Below are 16,654 nucleotides of genomic sequence, written 5' to 3' on the forward strand. Positions count from 1 at the left end.
GAGGGAGTGGGATGCGGAGTGATCTGCTGGCTCAGGTGTTCGCCGCCTGTGAGCGTACGCCCCGGGCGACGGCGATCGTGGGGGCGCGGGGGCGGGAGCTGACGTTCGGCGGGCTGCGCGAGCGGGCGCTGCGCATCCGCGACCGGCTGGTGGCGGAGGGGCTCGGGCGCGGCGACGGCGTGCTGTACGCCGTCGAGCCCTCGCCGGACGCGATCGCCGTGGCGCTGGGCGTGGTCGCCGCGGGCGGGGTGCTGGTGCTGGCCGATCCCGGCCTCGCGCCGGAGATCCTGCGGGCCCGGCTCCGGCTGGCCCGGCCGCGCTGGGTGGTGGCGGGGTCGCTGCTGTACGCGGTCACGTCGTTCGCGCCGCTGCGCGCGCTGGCCAGGCGCCGGGGCGTGCTCCTGCCCGGCCTTCGCGATCCGCTGCCGGAGCTGGAACTGCGCCACGCCTACACCGGCCGGTGGCTGCCCGGCGTGCCGAGAGCGGCGGTACGGTTACGCGGCCTGGACGGCCCGCCGCTCCACGCCGGCCCTGGTCCCGGCATCGACCCCGGCGCGGGCGCCGGTCTGGGTGCGGATGCGGCCGACGCGACCGGGGCGGGTGCGGTCGGCGCGATCGGTGCGAGTTGGGGTGAAGTGGATGATCCGGCGGCGGTGATCTTCACTTCCGGTACCACCGCGCACCCAAGGGCCGTCGTCCACACCCGCGCGTCCCTCGCCGCCGGGCTGGAGATCTTCAGGGACCGCTTCCCCGTCGAGCCCGGCGACGTCGTCCACACCGACGGCCTCATGCTCGGCCTGCCCGCGCTCATCGGCGGCGCCACCTGGTCGATGCCCGGCCCGGCCAAGCTGATCTTCGAGCGCCGGGTGACCCACCTGTACTGCGTGCCCGTCGAGCTGGCCGGGCTCGTCGCCCGGGTGGAACGGCTGCCGGAGAGCCTGCGCCACCTGCTGCTCGGCTCGGCTCCCGCGCCCCCTGCCGTACTGCGGAAGGCGATCGCCGCCGCACCCGGCGCGGAGGTGCTGAGCGTGTACGCGATGACGGAGGCGCTGCCGATCGCGCTGGCGAGCGCGGCCGAGAAGCTGGCCTGCGCCGAGGGAGACCTGCTCGGTGCGCCGCTGCCGGGAGTCGGCGTGCGGTTCACCGAGGATCAGGAGCTGGTCGTCAGCGGCCCGCACGTGGCGCGCGGCTACCTGGGCGAACCGCCGCACGACGAGGTGGCCACCGGCGACCTGGTCCGCCTGGACGGACAGGGCCGCCTCGTCCTGCTCGGCCGGAAGAAGGACATGATCCTTCGCGACGGCTTCAATATCTACCCGAGCCTGTACGAACCGGCCATCGCCGCGCTGCCCGGCGTGGCCGACGCGGCCATCGTCGGCCTGGCCGATCCGGTCACCGGGGACGAGGAGGTCGTACTGGCGCTGGTGCCCGGCGACGGCTTCCAGGAGGCGGCGGTACGCGCCCGGCTGCCCGCGCTGGTCGACGCGGGCGCGCTGCCCGACCGGATCGCGGTGCTCCCGGACTTCCCGCGATCCAGCAGGCGCAAGCTCGACCGGGCGGCCCTGCGCGCGGCCATCGGCCGCCCGTGAGCTATTCGTCGCCCGTCAGTGTGAAGACGCGCAGCCGCTGTCCCGCCCAGAGCACCGCACCCAGCGTCACGATGATCAGCGCCGGTACGGCGAAGCCGAGTGTCACGTTGGCCTCCAGGAACGGGTTGCCGGAGAGCTGGTCGGCGATCGTCAGAGCCCACTGCTGGATGGAGAACTTCTGCGCCCCCGGTACGAACGTGCCGACCAGCGTCTCCCACAGCAGCGCGTAGATGATCCCGATCGTGACCGCGTGCCGGGTCAGGATGCCGAGCAGCAGGAACACCGCGGCGTAGGCGATGCCTGCGCACAGCGCGCCGACCGCGAAGCCCACCGCGAGGCCGTCCTCGTTGCCCACCAGCAGCCAGGCCGCGAAGTACGTCGGGACCGCCGAGAACACCGCCAGCAGCGATGCGGCCACCAGGAACTTCGTCTGCGCTATGACCGGCCGGGAGATCGGCTTGGACATCAGGTGGATGATCGTGCCGTCGTCGATCTCCGGGGCGATCACCCCGGTGCCCGCGATGAGGCCGAGCAGCGGAAGCATCGTGCCGATGGCGAACTTGTCCATCAGCAGTTCGGCCGAGTGCGGGTCGTGGCCGCCGAACACCCGCAGCATGACGGCCAACCCGATCAATGCGAGCGGTAGCAGAAGCAGAAGGAAGATCCTCCGCCTGCCCAGCAACGCCCGGTAAGTGATACCAGCAACGACCGGATTCATTGCCCCACCCCATCGGTCGCTGGGATCCGGTGTCTTCCTCGCGGGTTCATCACGTGCTCCGGTTGATCAGGTAGGCGAAGACGCTCTCCAGGTCCTCGTCGGCGGGGGAGACCTCGTGCAGGCGGATCCCTTCGGTGCGGGCGACGCGCGGTAGCAGCCACGCGAAGCGCCGGAACTCGACCGCCTGGATCTCCAGCCCGCCCGCGCCGAGCGAGACGCCGCCCGCCGAGCTGTCGAGCATCAGGGCGGCGGCGAGCTTCCTGTCGTCGCTCGACCGGATCCTGAACAGGTGCGGCCGGTCGGTCATCAGCCGGCGGATCTCGCGGAAGTTGCCCGAGGCGGCGTGCCGGCCCGCGACCAGTACCTCGATCTGCTGGGCGACCCGCTCGACCTCCTCCAGGATGTGCGAGCTGAACAGGATCGTCTTCCCCGCCGTGCCCATGGAGCGGATCAGGTCCATCAGGTGCAGCCGCTGGCGCGGGTCCATGCCGTTGAACGGCTCGTCGAGCAGCAAAACCGGCGGGTCGTGGACGAGCGCGGCGGCGACCTTCACCCGCTGGCGCATGCCCTTGGAGTAGGTCTCGACGCGGCGGTCCTTGGGCTCCTCCATCTCGACCGTGGCCAGCGCCTTGCGGGCGGCCTCGATCGGATCGGGAAGTCCGTGGAGCCGGGCGGCGGACAGGACGAACTGCCAGCCGGTGAGGAACCCGTAGACACCCTCCCGTTCAGGAACCAGGCCGATGTTCTTATAGATGTGGTGGTTTTTCCAGATCTGGGTGCCGTCCATCGTCACCGTGCCGCCCGAGGGGGCCAGGAACCCGGCCATCAGGTGCAGCAGTGTCGACTTGCCCGCGCCGTTGGGGCCGAGCAGGCCGGTGACGCCGGGACCGATCGTCATCGTGACGTCGTTGACCGCCACCACGTTGCCGTACCAGCGAGAGACCTGTGCGAGCTCGATCTTCATCGGGCGGCCGCCTTCCGATAGCGGGCCGCGAGCGCCGCCAGGCCGATCCCGATGAGCACGACCACGAGGATCGCCGGGACGGGCCCCGGCGGGTAGCCGCCGTCCGGAACGTTGGCCGTGGTGCTGAACAGCCACACCTGTACGGCGTCGACCAGCCAGAACGGGTTGAGCAGCCAGGCCCACGCGGCTCCCGACTCGTTGCCCGTCGAGGACAGCGTGCCGTAGATGACCGGGACGGAGGCCGAGGTGAGCAGATAGAGGGCGATGACGGAGGCGACGCCGAGCCCGCGCCTGGGCGTCAGCGAGGCGATGGCCAGGCCGAACGACGACAGCAGGAGCGCGAGCACCAGCGCCATGGCCAGGGCCCCGAAGTACTCCTTGGTCTGCGGCGGCCCGTCCATGTCGATGAGCAGTTCGCCCACGTAGATCAGCGTGAGCGGCACGGCGAGCAGCAGGAACAGCGCCGCGGTCATGGCGATGACCTTGGCGGCCACGTACTCGGCGATCGTGACCGGACGTGACAGGTACAGCGGCAGCACCCGGAAGCGCAGGTCGGGCGCCACGACCGTCGGCGCCTGCGCGGCCAGGAAGATGGCCACGACCGGCTGCATGTAGGTCGCGAAGCCGCTGTAGGCCATGCCGCGCTGCTTCAACAGGGCCATCATCGCGATCGACACGACCGCGGGCAGCAGCATGATGACGCCCAGGGCGAACGGAATGATCTTGCTGCGTGCCGTACGCCCGAGGCCGAAGACGCCGCGCAGGCTGTGGACGGTGAGCGCGCGCGTCGAGTAGCCGCGGCCGAGTCGCGGACCGTCGTAATGGCGGTAACCGATGTCATAGATCTCAGACACCCGCGTCGACCTCCTCCCTGAAGACGTCCTCGATGCGGTGGCGGCCCTGTTCCAGGCGAATCAGGCAGAGGTCGAGATCGACGGTCGCGTCGCGGATCGCGTCGAACGTCTCCGGGCCCGCCACCTTGACCAGCAGCAGGCGGCCGTGCTGGACGGCGCTGTGGCCGAGCTCGGACAGCCGCTCGGCGAGCGGCTGCGTGCCCTCCTCGACCTCGACCGTGACGGTCTGCGTGGCCTGGGTGAACTCGGCGATCGCGGAGGAGCGCAGCAGCCGGCCCCCGTCGATGACGATCACGTGGTCGCAGATCCGCTCCAGCTCGCCGAGCAGGTGCGAGGTGACGAGCACGCTGATGCCGAAGTCGGTGCCGATGCGCCTGATCAGCGCCAGCATCTCGTCCCGGCCGCGCGGGTCGAGCCCGTTGGTCGGCTCGTCAAGGAATACCAGCTTGGGGTCGTGCACGAGCGCCTGGGCCAGCTTGACCCGCTGCTTCATGCCGGTGGAGTAGCCGCCGATGGCGCGGTAGCGCTCCTCGGCCAGGCCGACGTGGCGCAGCACGTCGGCGGCGCGCTCGCGGGCCGCCGTACGCGGCAACCCGGACATCTGGGCAAGGTGGACGACCAGCTCGGTGGCGGACACGTCAGGGGGAAGACAGTCGTGCTCGGGCATGTAGCCCACGAACCTGCGGATCTCGGCGCCCTGCGTGGTCACGTCGAGATCGAGCACCCGCGCGCCGCCCCCGGTCGGGGGCAGCAGGCCCAGCAGGATCTTGATCAGCGTCGACTTGCCGGCGCCGTTAGCCCCGACCAGGCCGGTGACACCGGACCCGACGGTGACCGTCAGCTGGTCGAGTGCCGTGACGGTCGGGAAGCGTTTGGTCAGCCCCTCGGTAGCGAGGATGTGCATGGTCCGGACCCTACCGGCCGGGTATGGGGTGTGGCCTCGTTCACACGGATGAACGATGTCCTACTTGAGGCCAGAATTTCCGCTGGATGGCCAAGGTGACGGTGCCCGAGATGATCATTCCGGCGATGTTCAGCGCGAGTTGCGCGACCGATCCGCCGACCTCGCCCCAATCGCTGAGCGCCAGCGCCACGGCCACGTAACCGGCGGCGGGAACCGTGGTGACCGAGATGAAGACGCCGATCAGGGCCGACGACTTGCCCGCCGTGATCGACAGCACCCCGGCGGCGCCCGCCAGCAGCGCCACGATGAACGACCAGCGGTCGGGCTTGACGATGAACTGGACCTCCTGGTTCACGCGCAGGTTGCTCAGGTCGATCCAGCCCATCCAGCGCGAGACCAGCGCGCAGGCGAACGTGATCGCGATCGCCACCGCGAACCCGACGACCAGGGTCTTGAGCGAGGTGATGATCAGTCGGCTCCGGCCGCGGAGCAGGCCGAAGCAGATGGCCGCGATGGCGCCGAACTCGGGTCCGAGCACCATCGCGCCGACGATCAGGATGGGCGAGTTCTGCAGGACGCCGATGCCCGCGAGCTGCGTGGCGATCGCGAGGAACGCCAGGTACGCCCACGTGATGCGCGACTCGGCCTGCACCCTCTGGGCGAGCTCCGCCCAGATGACCGCGTCGTCGGGGTCGCCGGGAGCCTCCTCGACGGCGTCCGTGGCGACCTTGGACAGGGCCAGATGCACCTGCTCGACGGCGATCGACCCCTCGTCCTGCACCCACTTGAGCCGGTCGATCACCTCGTTGGCCGCTTCGCGCGCGACGTCGCAGAGGATCAGATCGCCCTTCGGCTCGCGGGCCGCGCCGGGCAGCACGGCGACGTTGGTGACGCCCGTGCACTCGTCGAGCACGGCCGTCACCTCCTCCGTACGGGTGGACGGGGTGATCAATCGCAGATGTAGCACTGGGTCATTCTTGTCCATTGGATGTTGATGGGCCGTTGACTACCGTACGCGAGGGTCTCTCACATGAGGCAGACGTTCAGGTGTCACGAGGACGGCGAGGACTGCTGGTTCGCCGACATAGACGATCAGGGGTGCGCGGGCAGGTTCGCGACCTACCTGTTCGAGGAGGCGTTCAGGTACGGCGAAGCCGTACCCGCCTGACGGAGTGGTCGGCGCCCTTCTGCATGACCAGGCCGGCGCGGCCACGGGTGGGGGCGATGTTCTCGATCAGGTTGCGCTCGTTGATGTCGCGCCAGACGTTGACCGCGAACTCCGTCGCCTCCTCGTAGGAGAGGTCGGCGATGTACTTGAAGTAGGACTTGGGGTCCTCGAAGGCGGTGCGGCGGAGCTTGTGGAAGCGGTCGACGTACCAGGCCCGGATGTCTTCCACCTTGGCGTCGACGTAGATCGAGAAGTCGAAGTAGTCGTTGACCGCCAGGGATGTGGGTGGAGCGGGCTGCAGCACGTTCAACCCCTCAATGATCAAGATATCCGGATTTTTCACTATTTGTTTGGCGCCGGGGATGATGTCGTATTCGAGGTGGCTGTAGACCGGGGCCTGCACCTCAGGCAGCCCGGCCTTGACCTCGGCGACGAACCTGACCAGCGCCCTGCGGTCGTAGCTCTCGGGGAAGCCCTTGCGATGCATGATCCCCTTGGACTCCAGCACCGCGTTGGGATAGAGGAAGCTGTCGGTGGTGAGCAGCTCCACGTGCGGATGCTCGGGCCAGCGGGCCAGCAGTGTGTGCAGCAGCCGCGCCGTCGTCGACTTCCCGACCGCGACACTGCCCGCGATGCCCAGGATGTACGGCACGTGCTGCCCGGGATGCCCGAGAAAAGCGCTCAGCACGCTACTGCGTTGTTTGGACCCGGTGAAGTGGAGGTTCAGCAGCCGGGTCAGGGGGAGGTAGATGTCGGTGACCTCGGTGAGGTCGATGGGGTCGTCGACGCCACGCAGCTCTTCCAGCTCTTCCTCGGTGAGAGTCAAGGGCGTGTTCTTGCGGAGTTCGCTCCACTGCTCCCTGCTCAGTTCAACGTAGCCGTTGTTCACCTTGGCAGCGTATCGACGGCCGACAAACGCGCTCTCGACCGGGTGGCACTCTCTATCCACAGCCTGTGGATAAATACATGGGATTACTTAGGACCAGTTTGGGGTAAGGCGGTGGACCGCGCCTGGGGATCTCACCAAACCGGGCATGCGGCGATTTGTCAGCGGCTACTGTTCGGAGACCTGAGCTTCGGGAGGGCTTGTGGACCGTCGTCGCTTTCTGACCAGAGCAGGGCTGGCCGCCGCGGCCGGCATCACCGGGCCGTTCGCCGGAGTGGCCTGCGCGGGCGCCAGGGGCGGGGTCACACGGGCGACCGGCTACGGGCCGCTGAAGGCGGTGCGCGACGCGCGTGACGGCAAGGTCCGGTTGCATCTGCCCGACGGGTTCAAATACCGCTCCTTCAGTCCGGCGGGCAGCAAATACTCCGACGGCTCCATCGTGCCGGGCAGGCACGACGGGATGGGCGCGTTCCGGGGGCCGCGCGACACCGCGATCCTGGTGCGCAACCACGAGGTCAGCGGAGCGGTCGGCGCCTTCGGCGACAAGGACAAGGCCTACGACCCCGCGGCCGGCGGCGGCACCTCGACCCTCCACGTCACCCGCTACGGCGAGGTGCTCAAGAGCGCCCCATCGCTCAACGGCACCATGATGAACTGCTCCGGCGGCCCGATGCCCTGGAACGCCTGGGTGAGCTGCGAGGAGACCGTCAACGGCCCCGACGTGGCCAACGACTTCTCCGGCGGCGACAACGGCAAGCTGACCCGCAAGCACGGCTACATCTTCGAGGTGCCGGTGTCGGGCACCTCCAACGCCAAGCCGATCAAGGCCGCCGGGCGGTTCGCGCACGAGTCGGCCGCGTTCGACCCGCAGGCGGGGGCGCTCTACCTGACCGAGGACTGCTTCTCCTTCGCCTCCGGCTTCTACCGCTACACGCCGCCGAAGCATCCGCTCAAGGCCGGGCGGCTGCTCGACGGCGGCCGGCTGCAGATGCTCGCGATCAAGGGCTCGCCGCGCAAGGACCTGTCCAAGGGGCAGCGGCCCGGCGCGACGTACAACACGGTATGGGTGACCATCGACGACCCCGACCCCACCTTCACCGGCAAGCCGTCGAACGACGAGGCCGTCCAGGCCGTCGGCAAGCAGGGGCGGGCCGAGGGCGCGGCGATCTTCTCCCGGCTCGAAGGGGCCATCTACCACCAGGGCACCGTGTACTTCTGCTCCACCCAGGGCGGCGCCACCGCCGAGGGTGACACGCCGCCGTCCGGGTTCGGCAAGGGGCGCGGGCAGGTGTGGGCGTACGAGACGTGGACCGGGCGGCTCCGGCTGGTGTACGAGTCGCCGCGCTCGTCGGTGCTGGACCTGCCCGACAACGTGACGGCCAGCACCCGCGGCACGCTGGTGCTCTGCGAGGACGGCGACGGCGACAACTTCCTGCGCGGCCTCACCAAGCAGGGCCAGATCTTCGACTTCTGCCGCCTGGAGCCGGTGGCGGGCGACCCTGGCGCGGAGTTCGCGGGCTCCACCTTCGGCCCCGGCGGTCACACCTTGTACGTCAACGTCCAGTCCAAAGAGGGCACCTCGTTCGCCATCTGGGGACCCTGGCAGCGGGGCTCGTTCTAGCCCGCCAGCTCCGCGACCGCCTCGGCCACCTGGTCCACCTCCGCGTCGGTGTTGTAGTAGTGCGGTGACAGGCGCAGGCACCAGTCGACGTCCTTGTCGCCGAAGTCGAACTGGGCGAACTCCCGGAAGCTGAGCGCCGAGTTGATCCCCTTGGCGTCCATGGCCGCCTTGAACGGCTCCGGCCGCCACCCCTCGATGGTGAAGGTGGCGATGGCGCCCAGCTCGGGGCCCTTTTCGAGGACGCGTACCCCTGGAACGGCCGCTAGCAGGACGCGCAGCCGGGCGGCCAGCGCGGGCGAGCGGCGCGCGATGGCCTCGACACCGACCTCGCGGGCGTAGCGGGCGGCGGCCGCGCAGCCCAGCACGGTCGCGTAGGGGAACTCCCACTCCTCGAACCGCGCGGCGGACTCGGCGGGCTGGTAGCGGTCCGGCCCGGTCCAGCGGGCGCCGCGCATGTCGATGAACAGCGGCTCGTACCCCGCCTTCAGCACCCGGTCCGACACGTAGAGGAAGCCGGAGCCACGCGGGCCGCGCAGGAACTTCCGGCAGGTGGCGGTGAGCAGGTCGCAGCCGATCGCGGCCACGTCGATGGGGTACTGGCCGACCGACTGGCACGCGTCGACCATGTACAGCAGGTCCAGCTCGCGGCAGTGGCGGCCGATCTCGGCGACCGGCTGGACCAGCCCGGAGTTGGTGGGAATGTGGGTGGCGCTCACCAGCCGGGGCCGGTGCTCCCGCATGAGCGCGGCCATCGCCGCCACGTCCACGCCGCCCTCCGGCGCGTCCGGCGCGTGCACGACGCGCACGCCGAAGCGCTTGCGCAGGGACAGGAACGCGATCTGGTTGGAGATGAAGTCGTTGCGCGTGGTCAGGATGACGTCGCCGGCCTCGAACGGGATCGAGGACAGAGCGGTGGCGAAGGCATGGGTGGCGCTACCGGCGAACGCGATGTTTCGAGGAGCACAGTTGATCAGGGCGGCGAGCTCTGAGTAGAACTCGCGGACCTGGACGGCACGGGCCGCCGCCGCCTCATAGCCGCCGATCTGGGCTTCCAGTCGCAGGTGGTCGAGCATCGTGGCCAGCACCGGAGCGGCCAGCAGCCCGCATCCGGCGTTGTTGAAGTGCACGACCCGCTCGCACCCGGGGGTGTCGGCCCGCAGGCTCTCGACGTCGAGTAGCGGTCCCGAGTCGGGGGCGAAAGCGCTATTATCCAGTCTCATGTCGGATAGTAGCAGTTCGGCGGAACTGGCAGCGCGGCTGCGTGCCCTGCTGTCCGGCATGGCGCCGGGCGACCGCCTGCCCAGCAGCCGCGACCTGGTCCAGCGCTACCGGGTGGGCCCCGTCACCGTGTCGCAGGCCATCGCCGCCCTGGCCGCCGAGGGCGCGGTGATCACCCGTCCGGGCAGCGGCACGTTCGTGGCGCCGCGTGCCAGGGCGGGCACCGAGGTCGCCGACACCGCCTGGCAGACGGTCGCGCTCACCGACCGGGCCGTGGACACCCGCTCGCTGACCGACGCGCTCGGCCCGCCGCCCGCCGGGACGATCACCCTGGATGGCGGCTACCTGCATCGGTCGCTGCAGCCGACGCGGGCCATGGCCGCGGCGCTGGGCCGCGCGGCCCGTCGGCCCGATGCCTGGGACCGGGCGCCCGCGATCGGCCTGTCACCGCTGCGCGCCGTGTTCGCCACCATGGCCGGCGGCGGTGTCACACCGGAGGACGTACTGATCACCGCGGGCGGGCAGAGCTCGCTGTCGATGGCGTTCCGGGCCATCGCGGGACCCGGCAACCCGGTCCTGGTGGAGTCGCCCACCTATCCCGGCGCCATGGCCGCCGCCCGCGCGGCCGGGCTCAGCCCGGTGCCGGTGCCCATGGACGCCGACGGGCTGCGGCCGGACCTGCTGGCCGAGGCGTTCGAGCTGACCCGCGCGCGGGTGCTGTACTGCCAGCCGGTCCACCACAATCCGACCGGCGCGGTGCTGACGCCCGAGCGCCGCCGCCAGGTCGTCGAGGTGGCCAGGGCGGCGGGGGCGTTCGTGATCGAGGACGACTTCGCCCGGTACCTGGGCCACGGCGGGCCCGTGCCGCCGCCGCTGGTGGCCGACGACCGTGACGGCACCGTCGTGTACCTGACCTCGCTCACCAAACCGGCCGCGCCGAGCCTGCGCATCGGGGCGCTGGTGGCGCGCGGTCCGGTGATGGCGCGGCTGCGGGCCGTCCGCCTGGTCGACGACCTCTTCATCTCCCGCCCGCTTCAGGAGGCCGCGCTGGAGCTGGTCAGCTCGCCGTCCTGGGAACGGCACCTCCGTACGCTGGCCACGGCCCTGCGCGAGCGGCGCGCGGAACTGGCCGCCGCCCTCGCGCGCGAGCTGCCCGGCTGGAGCGTAGCGCGGCAGCCCGCCGGCGGGCTGCACCTGTGGGCGCGGCTGCCCGACGGGCTGAGCGACACGGCGGTGGCCGGCGCCGCCCGGCAGCTCGGGGTCGCGGTCAGCGCGGGCAGCCGCTACTTCGCCACCGAGGTGCCCGCCGCGTGGCTGCGCCTCGGGTTCGCCGAGACGGCGGACGCCGCCGAGCTGGTCGAGGGCGTACGGCGGCTGGCCCGCGTCTGAGACCGACCCCGCGTACGGCGGCCGGCGCGCATCGGAGACCCCGCTGATTGAAGGCGGACAGGAGGTTATTCATACTCCGAAAGGACACTCGCGACAGGAGGGCTCCTCGTGCTCTACATCTTCGGCTTCGAGCGGATCGGCGTAGCCGTGAGCGATCTCTACTTCGTCGACCCCAATCCGATGAAGGGCCAGGAGGGCGCCGAGCACGGCGTCCGCCTCGAAGTGCGGATGCTCGAACCAGGGCAGCTGAAGGGTTCCATCTATTCGGCGCGGCCCATCAACCTCGACCGGCCCATCTGGCGCGTCGACCTGCTGGAATCGGTCGACGGCAGCCCCGGCAGCTTCGACCGCACCCACCACCATCCGGCCTTCACCGGATGGGACCCGGGCCCGCGCGTCTTTGACAGGGAGCTGTCGAGCGATCCCCTTCAATGGCTGGCGGGCAAGCTGGCGGACCTGGACGCCGTGCTGGAAAGGACGGGGGTGGAGCGCGACGAGTCGATCGCCGCGGACGTGGCCGAACTGCGCCTGTGCGTCCCCGAGATCGTCGAGAGCGTCAGCCGCCTGCTCACCAGGGTGGCGAAGGGTGAGCTCGGCAGGGCGCCCGGTGAGGGGCCGACCGACAGCGTGCGGGCCAGCTGGCTGTAGGCACGCGCCGGTTAACCTGAGGGGATGATCCTGGGCATCGGCGTGGACGTGGTCGACATCGCGCGGTTCGAGTCGGCGCTGGAACGCACGCCGGGGCTGCGCGAGCGGCTGTTCACCGAGGTCGAACGGCCGCTCGCCGTACACTCGCTGGCGGCCAGGTTCGCCGCCAAGGAGGCCGTCGCCAAGGCGCTCGGCGCGCCGAAGGGGCTCGGGCACCTGGAGGCCGAGGTGCGCTGCGACGAGAGCGGCAAGCCCGAGCTGCGCGTCACCGGCAAGGCCGCCGAGGTCGCCTACGGCCTGGGCGTCAAGCGCTGGCACATCTCGCTCAGCCATGACGCCGGTGTGGCGATGGCCTACGTGATCGCGGAGGGATAGCTTCAGATCATGCGTACCGCCTACACCGCCGACCAGATCAGGACCGCCGAGCGCGCGCTGATGGCGCGGCTGCCCGACGGCACGCTCATGGACCGCGCCGCCACCGGGCTCGCCGCCGTCTGCGCCGGCCTCCTCGGCAAGGTGTACGGGACGCGCGTGCTGCTGCTCATCGGCAGCGGCGACAACGGCGGCGACGCCCTGTACGCCGGGGCCCGCCTGGCCGGGCGTGGCGCCCGGGTCGAGGCCGTCCTGGCGGGCTCCAAGACCCATGAGGCGGGACTGGAGGCGTTCCGCCGGGCGGGTGGCACGATCGCCGGGCCCGACGCCGTCGACCGGGCCGAGCTGATCGTCGACGGGCTGGTGGGGATCGGGGCGACCGGGGCGTTGCGGGAGCCGTACGCGGGGCTGGCCGAGGCGGCCAACGCCGCGCCCGGCCTGGTCGTCGCGGTGGACGTGCCCAGCGGCGTCGACGCGAGCACGGGTCAGGTGGACGGGGTGGCCATCGCGGCGCAGGTGACCGTGACCATGGGCGCGCCCAAGACCGGGCTGCTCGTCGATCCGGGCGCGGGCAACGTGGGCGAGATCGAGCTGATCGACATCGGGCTCGGCCCCTACCTGCCCGACCCCGACGTCGTGGCGTTCACCCACCGCGACGTCGACGGCCGGTTGAAGCAGCCGATGGGCGAGTCCGACAAATACCGCAGGGGCGTCCTGGGCGTCGCGGCGGGCAGCGACCGCTACACGGGCGCCGCCGTGCTCGCCGTGGGCGGCGCGCTGCGCGCGGGCGCGGGGATGGTGCGTTACGTGGGGCCGAGCGAGCCGGTGGCCCAGGTACGCACCCACTGGCCCGAAGCGGTCATCACCGAGCTGAGCGAGCCGTCGATCGACGAGGTCGGCCGGGTGCAGGCATGGGTGCTGGGGCCCGGTCTCGGCACCGGCGACTGGGCGCACGAACTGGCCGCCAGGGTGCTGGCCAGTGACGTGCCCGTCCTGATCGACGCCGACGCCCTGACGCTGGTCGCCCGTGACCGGGCGCTGCTCCGGCGTACCGCCCCGGTGCTGATCACGCCGCACGCGGGCGAGCTGTCGCGGCTGCTGGAGGTGGACCGCGAGGCGATCGAGGCGGGCCGGCTCCGGTACGCCCGCCAGGCGGCGGCGGAGCTGGGCGTGACCGTCCTGCTCAAGGGCTCGACCACGGTCGTGGCCGAGCAGGGCCGGCCGGTACGCGTCAACCCGACCGGCACGGCCTGGCTGGCCACCGGCGGCACGGGGGATGTGCTGTCCGGGGTGGCCGGCGCGCTGCTCGCCCAGGGGCTCGACTGCTTCGACGCGGGCTCGTGCGGGGCCTACTTGCACGGGCTGGCCGGCCGGATCGCGGCCGAGGACGCACCCCTGACGGCCGCGGACGTGGCCTCGGCGGTTCCGGTGGCGATCCGTGCGTTGCGCGACTCTTCCAAGTGAGCCGGAGCCCGCCCGGCCGACCTCAGCAGGGGCGATTCGCGCTCGACCACGTGAGCGAGCTGCCAGACTGGAGGGATGACATCCCCGATGGCGACGCCCGCGGAGGCGCGGGTCGATCTGGCCGCGATCAGGCACAACGTGGCGCTGCTCAAGGAGCGCGCGGGCGGCGCCGAAGTGCTTGGAGCCGTCAAGGCCGACGCCTACGGGCACGGGCTCGTACCGACCTCCGAGGCCGTGCTGGAGGGTGGCGCGAGCAGGCTCGGCACCGCCTTCATCCGTGAGGCGCTCGCGCTGCGCGCCGGTGGCATCACCGCGCCACTGCTGGCGTGGATCATCACCCCCGGAGAGCCGCTGGACGAGGCGCTCGAAGCCGAGATCGAGCTGTCGGCGGCCGACGCGCCGGTGCTCGACGAGATCGCCGCCGCGGCGCGGCGCACCGGGCGTACCGCCAAGACGCACCTGGAGGCCGACACCGGCATGAGCAGGGGCGGCGCCCCGCTCGCCGCCTGGCCGGAACTGCTGGCCAGGGCGCTCGCCCTCCAGGCCGAGGGCGCGATCGAGATCGTCGGCCTGTGGTCCCACTTCGCCTGCGCGGACGTGCCGGGGCATGGCTCGATCGACCGGCAGATCGAGGCGTACGAGGCGGCGCTCAAGCAGGCCGAGCAGGCCGGCGCCGCCGGGTCCCACGTCATCAGGCACCTGGCCAACTCCGCCGCGATCCTGACGCTGCCGCGCACCCACTACGACATGGTCCGGCCCGGCATCGCCATGTACGGGCTCAGCCCGGTCCCCGAGCTGGGCGACTTCGGGCTGCGACCGGCGATGACGCTCGTGGCGCGGATCGCTCTGGCCAAGCGGGTGCCGGAGGGCTCGGGAGTGTCCTATGGGCACCTTTATGTCACGAGTTCCGAGACCACGCTTGGTCTGGTGCCGCTCGGGTACGCCGACGGGATCCTCCGGCACGCGACGGGGCGGGCAGAGGTTCTGGCGGGAGGTCGCCGAAGGGCGATAGCCGGCCGGGTGTGCATGGACCAGTTCATGATCGACATGGGTGACGAGCCGCTCGCCGCGGGGGACGAGGTCGTCCTGTTCGGGCCTGGTGGGAGGGGTGAGCCGACCGCTCAGGAGTGGGCGGATAACCTCGGCACGATAACGCATGAGATCGTGACCAGGATCGGTTCGCGGGTGCCGCGGGTGTATAGGGGATCAGGGACATGACGACGACAACACGGCGGAAGGTCGGGATCGCCGGCGCCATCGTCGGTGCCGCTTCGGCCGGTGTGGCGGCGGCGGCGCTGGCCAAGCGTTACGCGGTGGGCCGTATGAGGCTGCGCCCCGACGCCGAGGCGAGCGAGCCGTTCGGCGAGCTGCGCGGCAGGGACCTCACGCTGGTCACCTCCGACAACACGGCGCTGCACGTCGAGATCGACGGGCCCGAGGACGCGCCGCTGACCATCGTGTTCTGCCACGGCTACTGCCTCAGCCTGGAGTCGTGGCACTACCAGCGCCGCGACCTGCGCGACAACCACCGCATGGTGCTGTGGGACCAGCGCTCACACGGCCGCTCGCAGCGCGCCACCGCCGAGGACTGCACGATCGACCGGCTGGGCGACGACCTGGCCGAGGTGATCGAACGCTTCGTGCCCGGCCCGTGCGTGCTGGTCGGCCACTCCATGGGCGGCATGACGATCATGGCGCTGGCCGACCGCCATCCTGAGCTGTTCGGTGACAAGATCCGCGCGGTGTCCCTCATCGCCACCTCGGCGGGCAAGCTGGCCGAGCTCACGCTGGGCCTGCCGGCGCTGCTGTCCAAGGCCGTGCACAAGGTCGCCCCGTCGACGATCTCGCTGCTGGGCCGGCGGGGCTCGTTCGTCGACAAGACCCGCAGCGCGGGCAGCGACATCGCGTTCCTGATGACCCGCTACATGGGCTTCGGCGACTCCAAGAACGTCAGCCCCACCCTGGTCGACTTCGCCGAGACGATGATCAGGGCGACGCCGACCGAGGTGTTCGCCAACTTCTACCCCGCGCTGATGAACCACGACAAACTGGCCGCCCTCGACGTGCTCGACCCGGTCCCGACCGCGATCCTGGTCGGCGACAAGGACTGGCTCACCCCGCCCGAGCACAGCAAGGCGATCGCCGCCGCGCTGCCCAACGCCCAGCTCACCGAGGTGCCCGACACCTCGCACCTGATCCAGCTGGAGCGCCCGGGCGTGGTCAACGACGCGCTGCGCGACCTGATCAAGCGAGTGGAGTTGTAGTGGCCGAGCGGCTTCCGACCGCCGAGGACATGCGCGCCTACGGCGCCCGGCTGGCCGCCGGCCTCCGGGCGGGCGACCTGCTGATCCTGTCCGGCCCGCTCGGCGCGGGCAAGACCACGCTCGTGCAGGGCATCGCCGAAGGGCTGAAGGTACGCGGCCCGATCACCTCGCCCACGTTCGTGATCGCCAGAGTGCACCCGTCGCTGCGCCAGGGGCCGCCGCTCGTCCACGCCGACGCCTACCGGCTGGGCGGTGACCTGGAGGTCGACGACCTCGACCTCGACGCCTCGCTGGAGGAGTCGGTGACGGTCGTGGAGTGGGGCGAGGGACTGGTCGAGGGGCTGTCCGACGACCGCCTGGAGATCCACATCGACCGCGAGAGCGGGGACGACGCCCGCCTGGTGACGCTGCGCGGCGTCGGGGCGCGATGGGCCGACACGCCGTCCGAACCTGCGGAAAAGTAAAATCCGCCCTGTCTTCCGGCAAAGCTGCCACCCTTGACGTACCTCACCATCGATAGAAAACATGATCATTGGTAAGGGATTCGCCCAGAAATTCTGGGTATCAGGAGGGGCGGCGTCCACTTTTTTGGTGG

At 70.9% G+C, this 16,654-nt stretch carries 17 protein-coding genes; 10 read left to right on the forward strand and 7 right to left on the reverse strand.

Annotated features, from left to right (window positions below; translation table 11 throughout):
* Positions 1–11: 11 nt before the first annotated feature.
* A complete protein-coding gene (locus AB0B64_RS22925; RefSeq protein WP_358179477.1) occupies positions 12–1,589 on the forward strand; it encodes a class I adenylate-forming enzyme family protein in 1,578 nt (525 codons plus the stop codon).
* Position 1,590: 1 nt separating this feature from the next.
* On the opposite strand, the gene AB0B64_RS22930 is transcribed toward AB0B64_RS22925, so the two are convergent.
* From AB0B64_RS22930 to AB0B64_RS22950, 5 genes are read right to left on the reverse strand one after another with little or no spacing between them, the layout of a single operon-like run.
* Complete coding sequence (locus AB0B64_RS22930; RefSeq protein WP_357948214.1) at positions 1,591–2,307, reverse strand: ABC transporter permease subunit; 717 nt, start codon at positions 2,305–2,307, stop codon at positions 1,591–1,593.
* 49 nt (positions 2,308–2,356) lie between these two features.
* Positions 2,357–3,271 carry an ABC transporter ATP-binding protein gene (locus tag AB0B64_RS22935; RefSeq protein WP_358179479.1) on the reverse strand — a complete coding sequence of 305 codons (915 nt, stop codon included), beginning with the start codon at positions 3,269–3,271 and terminating at the stop codon, positions 2,357–2,359.
* On the reverse strand, positions 3,268–4,125 hold the full coding sequence (locus tag AB0B64_RS22940; RefSeq protein WP_357948220.1) for an ABC transporter permease subunit: 858 nt from the start codon (positions 4,123–4,125) through the stop codon (positions 3,268–3,270). The genes AB0B64_RS22935 and AB0B64_RS22940 overlap by 4 nt, the downstream gene beginning before the upstream one ends.
* Positions 4,118–5,029 carry an ABC transporter ATP-binding protein gene (locus tag AB0B64_RS22945; protein WP_358179481.1) on the reverse strand — a complete coding sequence of 304 codons (912 nt, stop codon included), beginning with the start codon at positions 5,027–5,029 and terminating at the stop codon, positions 4,118–4,120. The genes AB0B64_RS22940 and AB0B64_RS22945 overlap by 8 nt, the downstream gene beginning before the upstream one ends.
* 40 nt (positions 5,030–5,069) lie before the next feature.
* The gene (locus AB0B64_RS22950; RefSeq protein ID WP_357948226.1) at positions 5,070–5,996 is read right to left on the reverse strand and encodes a DUF389 domain-containing protein; all 927 of its coding nucleotides are present in this window, start codon (positions 5,994–5,996) and stop codon (positions 5,070–5,072) included.
* A 63-nt stretch (positions 5,997–6,059) separates the two neighbouring features.
* Here AB0B64_RS22950 and AB0B64_RS22955 point away from each other — a divergent pair, with 63 nt between their 5' ends.
* The gene (locus AB0B64_RS22955) at positions 6,060–6,197 is read left to right on the forward strand and encodes a hypothetical protein (protein ID WP_357948228.1); all 138 of its coding nucleotides are present in this window, start codon (positions 6,060–6,062) and stop codon (positions 6,195–6,197) included.
* On the opposite strand, the gene coaA is transcribed toward AB0B64_RS22955, so the two are convergent.
* Positions 6,169–7,086 carry a type I pantothenate kinase gene (coaA, locus tag AB0B64_RS22960; RefSeq protein WP_357948231.1) on the reverse strand — a complete coding sequence of 306 codons (918 nt, stop codon included), beginning with the start codon at positions 7,084–7,086 and terminating at the stop codon, positions 6,169–6,171. The two genes, AB0B64_RS22955 and coaA, sit on opposite strands and share 29 nt — an antisense overlap.
* 199 nt (positions 7,087–7,285) lie before the next feature.
* On the opposite strand from coaA, the gene AB0B64_RS22965 reads away from it, so the two are divergent.
* The gene (locus tag AB0B64_RS22965; protein WP_357948234.1) at positions 7,286–8,704 is read left to right on the forward strand and encodes an alkaline phosphatase PhoX; all 1,419 of its coding nucleotides are present in this window, start codon (positions 7,286–7,288) and stop codon (positions 8,702–8,704) included.
* Here the strand turns inward: AB0B64_RS22965 and AB0B64_RS22970 are convergent.
* Positions 8,701–9,924, reverse strand: coding sequence for an aminotransferase class V-fold PLP-dependent enzyme (locus tag AB0B64_RS22970; protein ID WP_358179483.1), 1,224 nt, complete (start codon positions 9,922–9,924; stop codon positions 8,701–8,703). The genes AB0B64_RS22965 and AB0B64_RS22970 overlap by 4 nt on opposite strands.
* Between AB0B64_RS22970 and AB0B64_RS22975 the strand changes: the two genes are divergently transcribed.
* The 7 genes from AB0B64_RS22975 to tsaE all read left to right on the forward strand — a co-directional run bounded on the left by AB0B64_RS22975 (position 9,923) and on the right by tsaE (position 16,523).
* Entirely contained in the window at positions 9,923–11,311 is a 1,389-nt protein-coding gene (locus tag AB0B64_RS22975) for a PLP-dependent aminotransferase family protein (RefSeq protein ID WP_358179485.1), read from the forward strand. The genes AB0B64_RS22970 and AB0B64_RS22975 overlap by 2 nt on opposite strands.
* A gap of 108 nt (positions 11,312–11,419) precedes the next feature.
* Positions 11,420–11,959 carry a hypothetical protein gene (locus AB0B64_RS22980; RefSeq protein ID WP_358179487.1) on the forward strand — a complete coding sequence of 180 codons (540 nt, stop codon included), beginning with the start codon at positions 11,420–11,422 and terminating at the stop codon, positions 11,957–11,959.
* Positions 11,960–11,983: 24 nt separating this feature from the next.
* Positions 11,984–12,334: a holo-ACP synthase gene (locus AB0B64_RS22985; RefSeq protein WP_225293879.1), complete on the forward strand. Its 351-nt coding sequence runs from the start codon at positions 11,984–11,986 to the stop codon at positions 12,332–12,334.
* 9 nt (positions 12,335–12,343) lie between these two features.
* Positions 12,344–13,795, forward strand: coding sequence for an NAD(P)H-hydrate dehydratase (locus tag AB0B64_RS22990; protein WP_358179489.1), 1,452 nt, complete (start codon positions 12,344–12,346; stop codon positions 13,793–13,795).
* A gap of 87 nt (positions 13,796–13,882) precedes the next feature.
* On the forward strand, positions 13,883–15,013 hold the full coding sequence (gene alr, locus AB0B64_RS22995; protein ID WP_357949468.1) for an alanine racemase: 1,131 nt from the start codon (positions 13,883–13,885) through the stop codon (positions 15,011–15,013).
* On the forward strand, positions 15,010–16,059 hold the full coding sequence (locus AB0B64_RS23000) for an alpha/beta hydrolase (RefSeq protein WP_357948245.1): 1,050 nt from the start codon (positions 15,010–15,012) through the stop codon (positions 16,057–16,059). Before alr ends, AB0B64_RS23000 begins: the two co-directional genes overlap by 4 nt.
* Positions 16,059–16,523 (forward strand): tRNA (adenosine(37)-N6)-threonylcarbamoyltransferase complex ATPase subunit type 1 TsaE, encoded by a 465-nt coding sequence (tsaE, locus tag AB0B64_RS23005; protein WP_357948248.1) that lies wholly within the window; start codon positions 16,059–16,061, stop codon positions 16,521–16,523. Before AB0B64_RS23000 ends, tsaE begins: the two co-directional genes overlap by 1 nt.
* Positions 16,524–16,654: the final 131 nt, after the last annotated feature.

It is taken from the genome of Nonomuraea sp. NPDC049129 (genome assembly GCF_040648495.1).
GTDB lineage: Bacteria > Actinomycetota > Actinomycetes > Streptosporangiales > Streptosporangiaceae > Nonomuraea.

What these genes read in the sequence shown, in the direction of transcription:
- AB0B64_RS22925 (WP_358179477.1), top strand. Translation starts at nt 12, where the DNA reads ATGCGGAGTGATCTGCTGGCTCAGGTGTTCGCCGCCTGTGAGCGTACG.
- AB0B64_RS22930 (WP_357948214.1), bottom strand. Translation starts at nt 2,307, where the DNA reads ATGAATCCGGTCGTTGCTGGTATCACTTACCGGGCGTTGCTGGGCAGG.
- AB0B64_RS22935 (WP_358179479.1), bottom strand. Translation starts at nt 3,271, where the DNA reads ATGAAGATCGAGCTCGCACAGGTCTCTCGCTGGTACGGCAACGTGGTG.
- AB0B64_RS22945 (WP_358179481.1), bottom strand. Translation starts at nt 5,029, where the DNA reads ATGCACATCCTCGCTACCGAGGGGCTGACCAAACGCTTCCCGACCGTC.
- AB0B64_RS22955 (WP_357948228.1), top strand. Translation starts at nt 6,060, where the DNA reads ATGAGGCAGACGTTCAGGTGTCACGAGGACGGCGAGGACTGCTGGTTC.
- AB0B64_RS22975 (WP_358179485.1), top strand. Translation starts at nt 9,923, where the DNA reads ATGTCGGATAGTAGCAGTTCGGCGGAACTGGCAGCGCGGCTGCGTGCC.
- AB0B64_RS22970 (WP_358179483.1), bottom strand. Translation starts at nt 9,924, where the DNA reads ATGAGACTGGATAATAGCGCTTTCGCCCCCGACTCGGGACCGCTACTC.
- AB0B64_RS22985 (WP_225293879.1), top strand. Translation starts at nt 11,984, where the DNA reads ATGATCCTGGGCATCGGCGTGGACGTGGTCGACATCGCGCGGTTCGAG.
- AB0B64_RS22990 (WP_358179489.1), top strand. Translation starts at nt 12,344, where the DNA reads ATGCGTACCGCCTACACCGCCGACCAGATCAGGACCGCCGAGCGCGCG.
- alr (WP_357949468.1), top strand. Translation starts at nt 13,883, where the DNA reads ATGGCGACGCCCGCGGAGGCGCGGGTCGATCTGGCCGCGATCAGGCAC.
- AB0B64_RS23000 (WP_357948245.1), top strand. Translation starts at nt 15,010, where the DNA reads ATGACGACGACAACACGGCGGAAGGTCGGGATCGCCGGCGCCATCGTC.